This window comes from Paraburkholderia guartelaensis (genome assembly GCF_004353905.1).
In the GTDB taxonomy this organism is placed as follows: Bacteria; Pseudomonadota; Gammaproteobacteria; order Burkholderiales; family Burkholderiaceae; genus Paraburkholderia; species Paraburkholderia guartelaensis.
In genome coordinates, this window is the sequence record NZ_SMOD01000032.1 from 16,099 (window position 1) to 29,568 (window position 13,470).

A 13,470-nucleotide genomic window follows, 5' to 3' on the forward strand; every position below is an offset into this window, starting at 1 on the left:
CGTGCGTCGCGCGACGCGGAACACGCGCTCAGGCTAGCCGCGGCTCAGCGAACTTCGCGCCACGCGCACACGTCGCCTCGCGCAAGCTCGCGCGTTCCCAGCACGAACTGCGCCCCTGCAGGGGCCGGCGCCTGCGTACGCTGCTCGCCAAAGTTGAAGGCGAAGCATAGTCCACCGCGTCGGCTCACGCGCAAGCCTTCCGGCAAGCGCTGCGTTTCGAGGCCCGCGCCGCGCGCGGCTTCGTCGAGCATGGCGAGATGCAAGTCGCGCGAAAACCACGCAGCGGCGTAACGCACACGGCCATGCGAGAGCAACGCCGGCCAGCCGTCTTCGAATTGCGCTTGAACGCGCGTGGCGCCGTTGGCGCGCACGTGATCGCGCCAATGCAGTGCCTCGCCCTGCACGCCGCCTATCGTGACCGCTGGCGCGAGCGTGGGCCGCAGCGATTCCGCCTCGAGCACCTGTAACGGCAGCACGCGCTGCAAAGCGCCGGGCGGCAGGTCGCCGGGAACGGCGAAGTGCGCGGTCTTTGAGCCGCTGCGCGGCCCGAACACCCAGAGCCCATCGCTGCGCTCGATCTGATCGACAAAGGCGTCATCGATCACAGCCAGCGACGGCACCACCACGAGCCGGTACGCCGAAAGATCCGCGTGCCGCGAAACGATTTCGACATCGAGGCCGAGTTCGCGCAGCGCGCTGTAGTAGTCGAACGCGAGCGTCTGATAGTCGAAGCTCGCGCCGTGGCGCTGGATCTCGAACATCCACTGCGTCTCGTAGTCGAATACGAGCGCCACCTGGGCACGCCCCGCCGGCGCGAGCGTGCGCAACACGTCGCTCGCCGCGATCTCTCGTGCGGCCTGCTCCACCTCTCGGCCACCGGGGGAAAGCTCGTTATTCGGCAGATTGAGGCCTGAATGCATCTGCTCCTGTGCATACGGGCATTGCCGCCAGCGGAAATACGACACGAGTTCCGCGCCGTGCGCAAACGCTTCGTAGGCCCACAGACGCACCATGCCCGGCGCGGGCACCGGGTTCCATGGCGCCCAGTTCACCGGCCCCGCCTGCTGCTCCATCACCCAGAAGCGTCCGCCGCCGATCGTACGGTAACGGTCGTGATCGAATGACGAGACGTCGGGGTGCGCGGTGCGCGCGTAGCGAGCCTTTTGCGCTTCCGGCAACCCGATCACTTCGGTGCGCGCAATCGGGTAGCTGTCCCACGTCGCCACATCGATGGCCTTGTCCGCTGCGAACCGGTAGTGATCGAAGGTCGTGAAAAAGCCCATGAAGTTGTGCAACACGTCGGCATTCGGCGCGTGGCGGCGCAGCACTTCCGCCTGCTCGAGATGAAAGCTCGCGACTTCGTCCGACATGTAGCGGCGAAAGTCCAGATGATGCGCCGGGTTGGCGTCGGTCGGCGTGCGCACGGGCAGCCCCACCGCTTCGAACGACGGGTACTCCATGCTCCAGAACACGTTGCCCCATGCCTCGTTGAGCGCCTCGATCGTGTCGTAGCGCTTCGCGAGCCACGTCTGGAAGCGGCGCTGCGCGGCGCTCGACCAGCTCGGCACGGTGTCGTGGCAGCCCAGTTCGTTGTCGGTCTGCCATGCGACCACGGCGGAATGCGCGCCGTAGCGCTGCGCCATCGCCTCCGTAATGCGTACGCAATGCGCGCGGTAGGCTTCGCTTGCAATGTCGTAGTGGCGGCGCGAGCCGTAGTTCCATGGCGTGCCGTCGGCGCGCACAGGGAGCATGTCGGGCGTCGCGTCGACGAGCCACTTCGGCGGCGAGGCCGTGGGCGTGCCGAGCACGATCTTCAGGCCGCGAGCCGCGAGCGTTTCGATCGCGTCGTCGAGCCAGGCCCACTCATAAACGCCTGCGCGCGGCTCCATGCGGCTCCAGGCGAACTCGCCAATGCGCACGTGCGTAATGCCGAGTTCGGCCATGCGGCGCGCGTCGTCCGCCCACATCGTGTGCGGCCATTGTTCGGGGTAGTAGCAGACACCGATTTGCATGAGTGACAATCCGCCTCGGAATAACATCAGTAATACGAATGAGATAAAAAAGGGCCTTCGGCTGCGGCCGGGCTCGCTCAGCCCTTGCTCGCGCCGAAGGTAAGCCCCGCGACAAAGTGTTTCTGCATGGCGAAGAACATCAGTACCGAAGGGAGCGCCGCAAGCACCGAGCCCGCAGCCACGAGGTTCCACGCCGTGGTCCACTGTCCCTTGAGCGCCGCTACGCCCACCGTGATCGGCGCGGCGTCGTCGCCCTGGGTGAGACACAGCGCCCAGAAGTAGTCGTTCCAGACGAACGTGAAGACGAGAATGCCGAGCGCGGCGAGCGCCGGCCGCACGAGCGGCATGACGATGCGCCAGTAAATGGCCCACTCGCTCGCGCCTTCCACGCGCGCGGCCTCGATCAGCTCGAACGGCAGCTGCTTGATGAAATTGCGCAGGAACAGCGTGCAGAATCCGGTCTGAAACGACACGTGAAAGATGATGAGCGCCCACACGGTGTTGTAGAGCCCCACGCGCAGCGCCATGTCGCGCACCGGGATCATGAGAATCTGGATCGGCACGAAATTCCCTGCGACGAAGGCGAACAGCACCGCCGTGTTGCCGCGAAACCGATACGTGGAGAGCGCGAAGCCCGCCATCGAAGCCAGCGCGATGGCGCCGATCACCGAAGGCACCGTGATCAGCACGCTGTTCGCGAAGTAATGGAGCATCGGCGTCTGCGTGAGCGCCGCACCGTAGTTTTCCAGCAGCGCGAAGTGCTTCGGCCAGCCCCAGTAGTCGCCCTGCTGCAGTTCCTCGGTGGACCGGATCGACGTGACGAGCACGGCGAGCATGGGCAGCAGCCAGATGACGAGCGCAATGGGCAACGAGATCTTGTAGAGCGCGCGATTCGCGGGTTTCCAGCGATCGACGGGAAGCGGATACATGGGCAGCGACTCCGTGAACAGCGACGAGAAAGCGACGGAAAATTCAGCGTTCTTCGCGCAGCATGCGGCGCAAATGGAACACGATATAAACGAGCATGATGGCGAACAGCACGACGGCAATCGCCGCCGAATAGCCTTCTCGGTAGTATTTGATCGCCTGGTCGTACATGAAGTACGCGAGCACGGTGGAGCTGTCGAAGGGGCCGCCGCCGCTCATCACGGCGATGAGGTCGAAGCTGCGCAACGCGCCGATCACCGTGAGCACGATGGCCATGAACGTGGCAGGGCGAAGCTGCGGGAGCACCACGTGCCAGAAGAGCCGCCAGCCCTTCGCGCCTTCCATGCGCGCGGCTTCCACGATCTCCGGGTTGATACCCGTGAGTCCCGTGAGATACAGGATCATGCAGAACGGCGTTTGCGGCCAGAGTGCGGCGAAGATAATGCCGAACGTCACGAGCTTAGGGTCACCCAGCACGGGAATGCCATGGCCGACGATCATCTTGAGCAAGCCGAAGGTCGGATCGTAGAACCACGAGAACACGAGGCCCACCACCACGCCCGAGAGCACGAACGGCGCGAAGAACAGCGACTTCACGGCCCGTATGCCGCGCACGTGCTGGTTCAGATAAAGTGCGAACACGAGACCGAGCGGCGGCGCGAGCAGGAAGAACACGAGCCACAACAGATTGTTCTTGAGCGCGGTATAGAACGTGTCGGTCTGGAACAGCTCGACGTAGTTGGCGAGACCGACGAATGTCTTCGCGGTCATCCCGTCCCAGTTATAGAAGCTGAGCGTGATGCTGCTGAAGATCGGGTAGACCACGCACAGCGTGAAGAGCGCGCAGCCCGGTAGCAGGAAAAACAGCGCGGCACGATTCTGCTGCCGCCGCACAGTAGAGACGCGACGCGGCCGCGCCGCCCCGATGGGGCGCGCCAAGGTATCGGACATGGTGAAGTCTCGCCGGTGATCGAAGAAGGTGCGGCCGGCGGCGCAATGCGCCGGCCGCACCGCGGCTTTACTTGTGATAGATGCGCTGACGCGTCGTTTCGAGGCGCGCAAGCAGCGTATCGAGCTGCGACGGATCGCTGTAGAACTGCTGCATGGCCTTCATGCCTTCGTCTGCCATTTCCTTCTGCATGTCGCGGTCGTAGAACTGCGCAATACCGCCGCTCGTGCTCGCGAGCGTCTGGAAGCCCACCTTGGAGATGGGATCGTCAGGCTCGGCCGCCTTGTTGTTCGAAGGCAGCTGGCCCCAGCCGTGCGCGAGTTCGGCGTTGATCGCGGGCGTTTCCATGAAGGCGAGCAACCGGCGCGCGTCGGCCTTGTTCTTGGCCTTCGCCGGAATGAGCAGCACGTTCACGGGACCGTCTTCGGCCGTCGGCACATTGGCGTCGATGATCGGGAAGCGGAAAAAGCCCACGTTCTGTTTCATGTTCTCAGGGAAGCTCGCCGAGAAGAACGTGCCCATCAGCATCATTGCCGCCTTGCCGTTCACGAGCACCGGCGCGATCGAATCCACGTCGTAGGAAAGCGCGTTCTCCATGAAGCAATGGTTGTCCATCAGCGTCTTCCACGTCGTGTAGACCTTCTTCACGCGCGGGTCGGTATAGGGAATCTGACCGGCCATCAACTTCTGATGGAACTCGTTGCCGTTGATGCGCAGGTCGAGATAGTCGAACCAGGCAGCGAGCGTCCAGCTGTCGCGCGCGGCCACGGCAATGGGCGCGACGCCAATGGCGTTGAGCTTCTTGCAGCTTTCCAGCAATTCGTCGAAGGTCTTCGGCTCCGAATTGATGCCGGCCTTCGCGAACAGGTCCTTGCGATAGAAGAAGCCATAGGCGTCATAGCCCAGCGGCGCGGCATACTGCTTGCCGTTCCATGTGGATGCGCTCTTCACCGACGCATACTGCTCGTTCCAGCCGTTCTTTGCCCAGTCCGGCGAAAGGTCTTCCAGCAGGCCGCGCTCGGCGTAATAGGCCATGCGCTCGCCGTCGTGCCACGACACCACATCGGGCGGATCGGTCGCGAGCCAGCCGCCCATCTGCACCTTGTAGGCTTCCTCGGTGATATAGGAGACCTTGAGGTCGACGTCGGGATTGGCTTTCTTGAACTGGTCGAAGGCGTCTTGCCATGTCGAGCGCTGGTTGGCGCGCGCCGAGACGTTGACGGTGAGCGTCCCGGCGTTGGCGGCGATGCTCGCGAACGCCGTCGCCGCAGCGATCGCAACGGCGGCCGAGGCGCGGGCCAGCGAACCGAACGTTTTCATGCGATTGGAAAACATCTGTTGTCTCCTGTGTCGATCCATCCAACATGCTGTTGGACTGCCTTTGTCGACTGACGGCACCCGCGCCGCCAGACCTGGTGACCCGCTCTACCGGCGGGGTATAACGAAATCAGGCCAGCGCCGGCGCATGCGCTGCCGCGAGCCGGCGCAACGCCGCGCCTTCGGCGTCGAACAGATGGCACGCCTGCGGCGGCACATGCACACGGATGCGTTCGCCCACACCGATAAGCGAATCTCCCGGCGCTTTGGCGACCAGTGTGCCAGCCGCATGATCCGCATGCAGATAGCTATGTTCGCCCAGGCGCTCGGCGAGGACCGTTGCGCACGCAATCGATTGATCGTCGCCAGTCAGCCGCAGATGCTCGGGCCGCACGCCCAGCGTGACCGGCTGGCCGCGCTGCAATGTGCGGCCGTCGACGCAGGCTAACAGCGTCTGCCCGCCTTCGAGCGTGACGCGCACGCCCTCTTCATCCACCGAGTCGACACTCGCGTCGATGAAGTTCATGCGCGGCGAGCCGATGAACCCGGCCACGAAGCGTGACTTCGGGTGGTGATAGAGATCGAGCGGCGCGCCGCTTTGCGCCACGCTGCCGTGGCGCTCCATGTCGGCGCCCGCGTGCAGCAGCACGATGCGGTCGGCGAGCGTCATCGCCTCGACCTGGTCGTGCGTGACGTACACGACGCTCGCATCCGTGAAGCGCTGGTGCAGGCGCGCGATCTCGATGCGCGTATGGCTGCGCAACGCGGCGTCGAGATTGGAAAGCGGCTCGTCGAACAGGAACACGCCGGGCTCGCGCACGATCGCGCGGCCGATGGCGACGCGCTGCCGCTGTCCGCCCGATAGCGCCTTGGGATGCCGGTCGAGCAGCGCTTCCAGTTGCAGGCTACGCGCGGCGTCGCGCACGCGCCGCTCGATCTCCGCTTTCGGCACCTTGGCGATCTTCAGGCCGAACGCGATGTTCTCGAACACCGTCATGTGCGGAAAGAGCGCGTAGCTCTGGAACACCATCGCCACGCCGCGCTCGGCGGCGGGCACGTCCGTCACCACGCGCGAACCGATGCGCAGTTCGCCTTCGCTCAATTCTTCGAGGCCCGCGATCATGCGCAGCAGCGTGGACTTGCCGCAGCCGGAAGGCCCGAGGAACACGCAAAACTCATGATGCCCAATGTCGAGATCGACACGCCGCACCACCGGCGGATGATCGCCGTAGCGCTTGCCGACGCCCGAGAGCTGTATCGTCGCCATGTTCTCGCCTCGAAATTTAAGCGCTTAAATTTTTATGCAGAAAACTTCCCACAGCCCTTGCGCAGCGGGCATTTAACCGCTTAAATTCGAATCCGGCATAATCGCGCATTCGTTGTCTCCGTTGATGTTGTGGGAGAAAAGTAGCAAACCCGGCCGCAGCATTGCAACATTTGAATCATCTTCCCTGAATGTGGGAAAGGTCCGACATGGTCACCTTGTCAGAAGTCGCGCGGCGCGCACGCGTCACGGCGGCTACCGTTTCGAACGTGCTGCGCAACCGCGAGAAGGTTCGCCCCGAGACGGCCGAGCGCGTACTGCAGGCCATCGCCGAACTGGGCTACCGGCCCAACCTCAATGCGCGCGCGCTCGCGCAGGGGCGCTCGTCCACGCTCGCGCTCATGCTCTCGAACATCTCCAACCCGTTCTATCCCGAGTTCGTGCTCGCGGCCGAGCGCGCCGCGCGCAAGGCGGGCCACTTCCTCATGGTCTGCAACACCGACGACGACGCGCAAATCGGCCGCGCCTACCTGAACCAGATCGCGGGCACTTTCGCGGACGGCGTGCTCGTGATGAACACCGACATCGCCATGAACGAACTGTGCATCTCGGCCATGCACAACGGCCCCATTCTGCTGGCGATGTGGGAGCACCCAGAGAACCCGCCCGTGTTGCCATGCGTGGCCGTTGACTTCGCGCGCGCAGGCGCACTCGCGGCGCAGCATCTGCTTGAGTTGGGACACCGAAATATCGCCATGCTGATCGGCGACGGCTGCGGCGGCTTGCAGGATGCGCGTTCGGAAGGATTCCGAACGGCTCTACGCGAAGGCGGCGTGGATCCCGCGAACGTGGCGCAGATGCAGGTACGCGATTCGATCGACTCCGGCTACGCGGCCTGCCAGGAATTGCTCGCGCGACACCCGCGCGTGAGCGCGATCTTCGCGACCAACGACCTGCTTGCGATCGGCGCGATTCAGGCGCTGGTCAGCATGGGGCGCGCCGTGCCCGACGATGTGTCGGTGATCGGCATCACCGACATTCAGCTCGCCCATCAGATGCGCCCCGCGCTCACCACGGTCGCGATCCAGACCGAGGCCGTGGCCGAACTGTCGATCCGCAGCCTGATCCGGCTGATCGACGAACCGGACCAGCAGCCGCCCATGGTGCTCGGGCCGCCGCCCGAGCTTGTCACGCGCATGTCCACGGGGCCGCGCAGGCGGCGCGCGCGGGCCTGACGCGCAGGCAGCGTGGCGAAACCGCCACGGCGCCAAATATTGAGACGCACGGTCAAGCCGCCCCGAAAAAGCGCGCTAGATTTGTGCGACGACGAGGCGAATCTGCCCGCTTGGCGGCGGCTGGCCTGTCGATGGATGGTCCGAATTCGCGCATTCCGCATTGCTTTGCCTGCCGGGGGAGTTTAGGCAAGCCGTGCGCGGCATTTCATGTGCCAGGAACGCGCCGATCCGGGGCCGTGCAGCCGTAAAGGCGACCTGAGAGAACCGAAAAAAACATGAGCACCCTAGCCAAACCGACGCCTCAGAAGGCCTCGGGACTTCTGCCGGCGGCGCTGGCCGATACGCAACTCGACCACGTCGAACGCATGGTGCAGCACTACGCCCACAACGGCGACGCCGCCGTGAAGGGCTTCGACTACGCCTATTGGCGCAAGCGCCTGCGCGCCGTAGCCGAAACCTACGATCTGGTTGCAACTCAGCGCAGCCGCATTGTCGGCCTGCTCGACAAGCTCGAGCGCGACGCCCTCCTCAGCCTGCCGCCGCACAAACGGACCTGATCCGGCACGCGCCCGGCCTCGCTCGACAGGCGCCCGCGAAGCGCCGACAATGAATGCCCTTTACGGCGCGCCCGTCCCGATCTGCGGGACCGGGCGCGCTCACGTTCGCGCGCCGCGGCGCGCACGGGGCATCCATGCAGGACACAAACGCAAGCAATCGACATTTCGACACGCTCATCGTCGGTGCGGGTTCGATGGGCATGGCGGCCGGCTATTATCTGAGCCGTCTCGGCAACAAGGTCCTCCTGCTCGACGCCGGCGATCCGCCTCACGATCAGGGTGCGCATCACGGCGGTACGCGCCTCATTCGCCACGCCTACGGCGAAGGCGCCGCCTACGTGCCGCTCGCCTTGCGCGCCCAGCAGCTTTGGGAAGACCTCGAGCAGCAAGCGCAAACGGCCCTTTTTGTGCGCACGGGCGTCGTCAATATCGGCTCGCCCGACGACACGTTCCTGCGCGAGGTGCAGGCGAGCGCCGCCCGCTACGGCATCCCGCTGGAAACGCTCGACTCAGCCACTGCCGGCAAACGCTGGCCCGCGTGGCGGCTGCGGCCAGAGCAGATCGCGAACTTCGAACCCGGTGCGGGCGTGCTGTATTGCGAGCGCGCGATCAGCGCGTACCGCCAGCTCGCGATCGCGCTCGGCGCCACGCTGGGCACGAATACGCGCGTCGCGCGCATCGAGTGCCATGGGCGGGAGAGCGTCAACGTCTGGACCGACAACGACGAAAAGTTCACCGCGCGAGACCTGATCGTGTGCGCCGGCAAATCGACTCGCGGTCTGCTTTCGCCACTAGGCCTCGACGTGCCGGTCACGCGCGTGCGCAAGAGTTTCGCGTGGTTCGAGTGCGAGCCCGGGCTCTTTGCGCCGGAGCGCTTCCCGGGCTTTTTCGTCGCCTCGGAAGTGGGCGGATTTTACGGGTTTCCCGATCTCGACGGCAGCGGCCTGAAACTGGGCCGCCACGACACCGGCGAGCCCGTCGCTGCGGACGCGCCACTCGCGCCATTCGGCACCCAGCCAACCGATCTCGGCGATCTGCAAGCCTTCCTGGAACGCTACTTGCCGGGCGCGGGCAGGCTGCGCGTGGGCCGTGCCTGCGAATACGACATGACGCCGGACGAGCATTTCATTATCGACCGCGTGCCCACCTGCCCGAATGTGCACATCGCAACCGGCTTTTCCGGACACGGTTTCAAGTTCGCCAGCGCGATCGGCGAGGCCCTGGCCGAGCGGATCACGCAGGGCGAAAGCCGCATCGACCTTGGGATGTTCGCGCGCAAGCGCTTTGCGTAGCGAGACGGCTCAAGCCTAGTTCGCGGGAATCGTCACGACCGGCGCCTTGCTGCTCGTCTCGGCTTCCGCGAGCGCCATGAGGTTTTGCAGCACCGTGAACGCGTATTTCGAGTCGAAGTCGGAGCGTTCTACCCAATACGCCGTGCCGTCGTACTCGATCGCAACGTAGGCGTCCGCGGGCGCCTTGGGCCCCTGGTGCACGATGATGATCGGCCGCGTTTCGCCCCCAATGAGCCCGACAGTCGGTTTCGTCGCGCCGCTCTGCACCTGGGCGTCCGGCACCTGCACCTGCGCGCCGATATCCGTGAGGATGCCGAGCACCGAGCGCGTCACCATCGGAATGCGATTGCCGCTCTGCGCCGAGGGTCCGTAGACGATCTCGTAAGTGCGCGTGTCCGCCGCGAGATGGAGCAGTTCGCGCACCCGCGCCAGGTCCGCCGAAACCTGCGGCGACTGCGCGCTATTCGTCGCGCCGAGCGCGAGAAACACCCTGGTCTTGCCGTTTTCGCTGCGCGACTCCACGTTCAGTTCCCCCTCCAGTTGCAGGCGCCGTAGCGTCTGAAGCAACTGGAAGAAACCCGCCGAGCCCGCGCTGCCCTCTCCGCCTAGCGCGCTGCCGTTCTGCAGCCCGCCGATCGATTGCGCGCCGATACGCAGCAGCAGATCGACCGGCATGCCGCCTTCGGCGAGCGGCATCATGAGTTCCGGCGCGAGCGGCCGGATGTAAGCCGAGGCGAACGCCTCGCCCGTGGTTGGCGTGAACGTGAAAGTCGGGCGATTCGACCAGGAGATATTACCGGTCGCAAGCGCGTAGTTCGGCTGCGCGCCCGAGCCGATATTGCCTGTGGCGCCCGCCGTGGAATCGAATTGATACGCGGCGATGATCGAACTTACCGTGAGAAAGGCCGGCGCGTCGCCGTAGCGCAATCCGACCACCGCCGCGAGTATTCCACGCTTTTTTGCATCGCCGAGCGCTCTTGCGTAGTCGACCTGATCGGCGCGCAAGCGCGTCGGGCCGAGATGCACACACGCCGTGCCCAGCAAGGCCGAGCACGAAACCGCCAGAATCGTCGCTTTTGAAATCATCGGAAGCCTGCGCAGCGGGCCGCGCAAAGTGAGTGGGTTCGCGCGCACTGGTAGCAAACGTTGTGCCCCGATATTTCAGAAGCGCAAGCGTGACCCTTCCGGCGATGGCTCCCTCAAGCGCGCGGCACGCACGATTGCGCACGCGCCAGCAGCACTTCGCGGTCGCGCGCGTTTTGCGTGAGCGCCGCTGCGCGCTCGAATTCCGCACGCGCTTCGGCACGGCGCGCCAGCTTTTCGAGCAGGTCGCCGCGTGCGGCCGGCAGCCACGGATAGTGGCGCAGCGCGGGTTCCGCACACAGCGCATCGACGAGATCGAGCGCCGCTTGCGGCCCTTGTGCCATGCCCACCGCCACGGCGCGATTCAGACGCACGACGGGCGAGGCGTCGAGTTTCAGCAGCGCGTCGTAGATCGAGACGATCTGCGCCCAGTCGGTCTGCGCCGCGCTCGGGGCGCGCGCGTGGCAAGCCGCGAGCGCCGCCTGCAGCGCGTACGGGCCCGGCGTACCCGCGCAGGCCGCGCCGCGCGCGATCGCGGCAAGCCCGCGCCGAATCAATAGCGCGTCCCAGCGGCTACGGTCCTGGTCGGCGAGCAGCACGGCGCGCCCTGCCCGGTCCACACGTGCGGGCAGGCGTGAAGCCTGCAGTTCCATCAACGCAACGAGGCCGTGCGCCTCGCCCTCTAGCGGAACGAGTTCCGCCAGCATGCGGCCAAGGCGCAGCGCTTCTTCGCACAGCGCGGGGCGCGTCCAGTCCGGGCCCGCCGTGGCCGTGTAGCCTTCGTTGAAGATCAGATAAATCACTTCGAACACCGAAGCAAGCCGGGGTTCGAGGTCGGCGAGGCGCGGCACTTCGAAGGGGACTTTCGCCGCCGCGAGCGTGCGCTTGGCCCGCACGATGCGCTGCGCGACGGTTGCCTCGGGCACGAGGAACGCACGCGCGATCTCAGCCGTGGTGAGGCCGCCCAGCAGACGCAGCGTGAGCGCGGCGCGCCCCTCCTTCGGCAGCACGGGATGGCACGCCACGAACACGAGCCGCAGCAAATCGTCGCCGATCTCGTCCTCGCGCGCGGCGTCGAGCGCCTCCACGAAGTCGGGCGCGAAGTGCGCTTCGAGCGCTTCGAGATCCGCTCCCATCGCCTCGTGCGCGCGGGCATGCGAGGCCGCGCGACGCAGCCGGTCGAGCGCGCGATGTTTCGCGGCGGTCATGAGCCACGCTCCGGGGTTGTCGGGAATGCCGCTCGCGGGCCAGCCTTCGAGCGCGGCGACGAACGCGTCCTGCGCGATTTCCTCGGCCACACCCACGTCGCGCACGATGCGCGCGGCGTGGGCGATCACCTTCGCCGACTCGATGCGCCACACGGCCTCGACCGCGCGGCGCGTTGCCGTGAATGGGTCGTGAGGGTCGCGCGCTTGCGTCACGAGCCGTGCGCGCCCTTTTCGACCGCCGCCGGCGACATGTACATCAGTTCCCAGATGTGGCCATCGGGGTCTTCGAAGCTGCGGCCGTACATGTCGGTGCCGCACTCCATCGGCGGACGCTTCGACGTGCCGCCCGCCGCGAGCGCCTTGTCGACGAGCCCGTCCACTTCCTCGCGCGACACGCACGAGAGGCAGGTCAGCACTTCGGTGCTTTCGCGTGCGTCCACGAGCGCCTTGTCGGTGAAGCCGCGCATGAAATCGAGGGTGAGCAGCATGGCGTACATGTTCTCGCCCAGCACCATGCAGGCGGCCTGGTCATTGGTGAATTTTGGGTCGAACTTGAAGCCGAGGTGGCCAAAGAAGTCCATCGAGCGCTTGAGGTCGCGCACGCCCAGATTGACGAAGATGTGCTTATGCATGTTTGGAGCCTCACGGTGATCGAGCAAATGCTCAGGATGCCTTACGTTGTTCCTGCAGCTGGCGAAAACTCTCGACGCCCTCGCACTGCGGAAGTTCGTCGAGTTCATAGAGTTGCCGCACTTCGACCTCGCCCTCGGTGTGCTTGCCGAAGGGCGACGGGAACCGGCGCGCCCATTCGAGCGCTTCGTCGCGCGAGCGGACCTGGATCAGCGTATAGCCGGCGATTAGCTCCTTCGTTTCGGCAAACGGACCGTCAAGGATCGTGGGCTTGCCGTTCGTGTAGTGCACGCGAAAGCCACGCGAGCTGGGTTGGAGGCCCGAGGCGTCGAGCAGCACGCCGGCCTTCGCCAGCTCCTCGTGATAGCGGGCCATCTCGGCGAAAACTTCCACGTCGTCGGGCGGCTCGCCCGCTTCGGTCAGCGCGTTGGCGCGCACCATGATCATGAATCGCATTGCCTTCTCCTGAATGTGATGTTTGGGGACACTCGAAGCAAGCGGCACCCTTGGGTGCGCTCATGAACACGACGCGCGGGGCGCGCGGAAATCGACAAACGACAGCGAAATTTTTTACGTGCCTGGGGAAAGTACCTGGTGAAGCGCCGCCTCAGCGGAAACACGGACCGGTTTCGCGCACCTCAACGCTCGCCCATTGCGCCGCGGGACAGCGCCGCGCGATGGCCAGTGCCTCGTCGCGCGTTGCGCAATCGACAAGGAAAAAGCCGCCGATCATCTCCTTCGCCTCGGCGAACGGGCCGTCGACGATGCTCGTACGGCCTTCGCGCACCTGCACGCGTGCGCCGCTGGTGTCGGAGGTGAGCGCGTGCGCGTCGATCAGCTTGCCCTCGGCGGCGAGTTCATCCGCGAACTCGACCATGCGTGCGTAGAGCGCCTCGCCTTCGGATTGCGCGCGCGTCTCGCGCTGGCCGCGCGGCTCGGCGATGAGCAGCATGAATGGCATGAACGTGTCCTCTCAGTCAGCCTGCGATCCTGAAA

The 13,470-nt window shown here is 65.4% G+C and carries 13 protein-coding genes; 3 read left to right on the forward strand and 10 right to left on the reverse strand.

Annotated elements, in window-relative coordinates; translation table 11 throughout:
- Positions 1-44: 44 nt before the first annotated feature.
- From E1N52_RS31435 to E1N52_RS31455, 5 genes are all read right to left on the reverse strand, one after another.
- A complete protein-coding gene (locus E1N52_RS31435; RefSeq protein ID WP_133187216.1) occupies positions 45-2,012 on the reverse strand; it encodes a beta-galactosidase in 1,968 nt (655 codons plus the stop codon).
- Between the two features lie 77 nt (positions 2,013-2,089).
- The gene (locus tag E1N52_RS31440; protein WP_133187218.1) at positions 2,090-2,941 is read right to left on the reverse strand and encodes a carbohydrate ABC transporter permease; all 852 of its coding nucleotides are present in this window, start codon (positions 2,939-2,941) and stop codon (positions 2,090-2,092) included.
- 43 nt (positions 2,942-2,984) lie between these two features.
- A complete protein-coding gene (locus tag E1N52_RS31445; RefSeq protein WP_133187220.1) occupies positions 2,985-3,890 on the reverse strand; it encodes a carbohydrate ABC transporter permease in 906 nt (301 codons plus the stop codon).
- Between the two features lie 67 nt (positions 3,891-3,957).
- Complete coding sequence (locus tag E1N52_RS31450) at positions 3,958-5,223, reverse strand: ABC transporter substrate-binding protein (RefSeq protein ID WP_133187222.1); 1,266 nt, start codon at positions 5,221-5,223, stop codon at positions 3,958-3,960.
- 112 nt (positions 5,224-5,335) lie between these two features.
- The gene (locus E1N52_RS31455; protein ID WP_133187224.1) at positions 5,336-6,472 is read right to left on the reverse strand and encodes an ABC transporter ATP-binding protein; all 1,137 of its coding nucleotides are present in this window, start codon (positions 6,470-6,472) and stop codon (positions 5,336-5,338) included.
- A gap of 206 nt (positions 6,473-6,678) precedes the next feature.
- On the opposite strand from E1N52_RS31455, the gene E1N52_RS31460 reads away from it, so the two are divergent.
- From E1N52_RS31460 to solA, 3 genes are all read left to right on the forward strand, one after another.
- A complete protein-coding gene (locus E1N52_RS31460) occupies positions 6,679-7,704 on the forward strand; it encodes a LacI family DNA-binding transcriptional regulator (RefSeq protein WP_133187226.1) in 1,026 nt (341 codons plus the stop codon).
- A 275-nt stretch (positions 7,705-7,979) separates the two neighbouring features.
- Complete coding sequence (locus E1N52_RS31465) at positions 7,980-8,261, forward strand: hypothetical protein (RefSeq protein ID WP_133187228.1); 282 nt, start codon at positions 7,980-7,982, stop codon at positions 8,259-8,261.
- 134 nt (positions 8,262-8,395) lie between these two features.
- The gene (solA, locus tag E1N52_RS31470) at positions 8,396-9,553 is read left to right on the forward strand and encodes an N-methyl-L-tryptophan oxidase (protein WP_133187230.1); all 1,158 of its coding nucleotides are present in this window, start codon (positions 8,396-8,398) and stop codon (positions 9,551-9,553) included.
- A 15-nt stretch (positions 9,554-9,568) separates the two neighbouring features.
- On the opposite strand, the gene E1N52_RS31475 is transcribed toward solA, so the two are convergent.
- The 5 genes from E1N52_RS31475 to E1N52_RS31495 form a co-directional block, all read right to left on the reverse strand.
- Positions 9,569-10,639, reverse strand: coding sequence for a hypothetical protein (locus E1N52_RS31475; RefSeq protein WP_133187232.1), 1,071 nt, complete (start codon positions 10,637-10,639; stop codon positions 9,569-9,571).
- Between the two features lie 113 nt (positions 10,640-10,752).
- Positions 10,753-12,057 carry an RNA polymerase sigma factor gene (locus tag E1N52_RS31480; protein WP_246089300.1) on the reverse strand — a complete coding sequence of 435 codons (1,305 nt, stop codon included), beginning with the start codon at positions 12,055-12,057 and terminating at the stop codon, positions 10,753-10,755.
- Complete coding sequence (locus tag E1N52_RS31485) at positions 12,054-12,476, reverse strand: VOC family protein (protein WP_133187234.1); 423 nt, start codon at positions 12,474-12,476, stop codon at positions 12,054-12,056. The genes E1N52_RS31480 and E1N52_RS31485 overlap by 4 nt, the downstream gene beginning before the upstream one ends.
- Positions 12,477-12,507: 31 nt before the next feature.
- Positions 12,508-12,930 carry a YciI family protein gene (locus E1N52_RS31490; protein WP_069269061.1) on the reverse strand — a complete coding sequence of 141 codons (423 nt, stop codon included), beginning with the start codon at positions 12,928-12,930 and terminating at the stop codon, positions 12,508-12,510.
- Between the two features lie 151 nt (positions 12,931-13,081).
- The gene (locus E1N52_RS31495) at positions 13,082-13,435 is read right to left on the reverse strand and encodes a YciI family protein (RefSeq protein ID WP_133187236.1); all 354 of its coding nucleotides are present in this window, start codon (positions 13,433-13,435) and stop codon (positions 13,082-13,084) included.
- Positions 13,436-13,470 lie beyond the last annotated feature (35 nt).

Excerpts from the sequence above, each read along its gene's own strand:
- E1N52_RS31450 (WP_133187222.1), bottom strand. The coding sequence starts at position 5,223 with ATGTTTTCCAATCGCATGAAAACGTTCGGTTCGCTGGCCCGCGCCTCG.
- E1N52_RS31465 (WP_133187228.1), top strand. The coding sequence starts at position 7,980 with ATGAGCACCCTAGCCAAACCGACGCCTCAGAAGGCCTCGGGACTTCTG.
- E1N52_RS31435 (WP_133187216.1), bottom strand. The coding sequence starts at position 2,012 with ATGCAAATCGGTGTCTGCTACTACCCCGAACAATGGCCGCACACGATG.
- E1N52_RS31440 (WP_133187218.1), bottom strand. The coding sequence starts at position 2,941 with ATGTATCCGCTTCCCGTCGATCGCTGGAAACCCGCGAATCGCGCGCTC.
- E1N52_RS31460 (WP_133187226.1), top strand. The coding sequence starts at position 6,679 with ATGGTCACCTTGTCAGAAGTCGCGCGGCGCGCACGCGTCACGGCGGCT.
- solA (WP_133187230.1), top strand. The coding sequence starts at position 8,396 with ATGCAGGACACAAACGCAAGCAATCGACATTTCGACACGCTCATCGTC.
- E1N52_RS31495 (WP_133187236.1), bottom strand. The coding sequence starts at position 13,435 with ATGCCATTCATGCTGCTCATCGCCGAGCCGCGCGGCCAGCGCGAGACG.
- E1N52_RS31475 (WP_133187232.1), bottom strand. The coding sequence starts at position 10,639 with ATGATTTCAAAAGCGACGATTCTGGCGGTTTCGTGCTCGGCCTTGCTG.
- E1N52_RS31445 (WP_133187220.1), bottom strand. The coding sequence starts at position 3,890 with ATGTCCGATACCTTGGCGCGCCCCATCGGGGCGGCGCGGCCGCGTCGC.
- E1N52_RS31485 (WP_133187234.1), bottom strand. The coding sequence starts at position 12,476 with ATGCATAAGCACATCTTCGTCAATCTGGGCGTGCGCGACCTCAAGCGC.
- E1N52_RS31455 (WP_133187224.1), bottom strand. The coding sequence starts at position 6,472 with ATGGCGACGATACAGCTCTCGGGCGTCGGCAAGCGCTACGGCGATCAT.
- E1N52_RS31490 (WP_069269061.1), bottom strand. The coding sequence starts at position 12,930 with ATGCGATTCATGATCATGGTGCGCGCCAACGCGCTGACCGAAGCGGGC.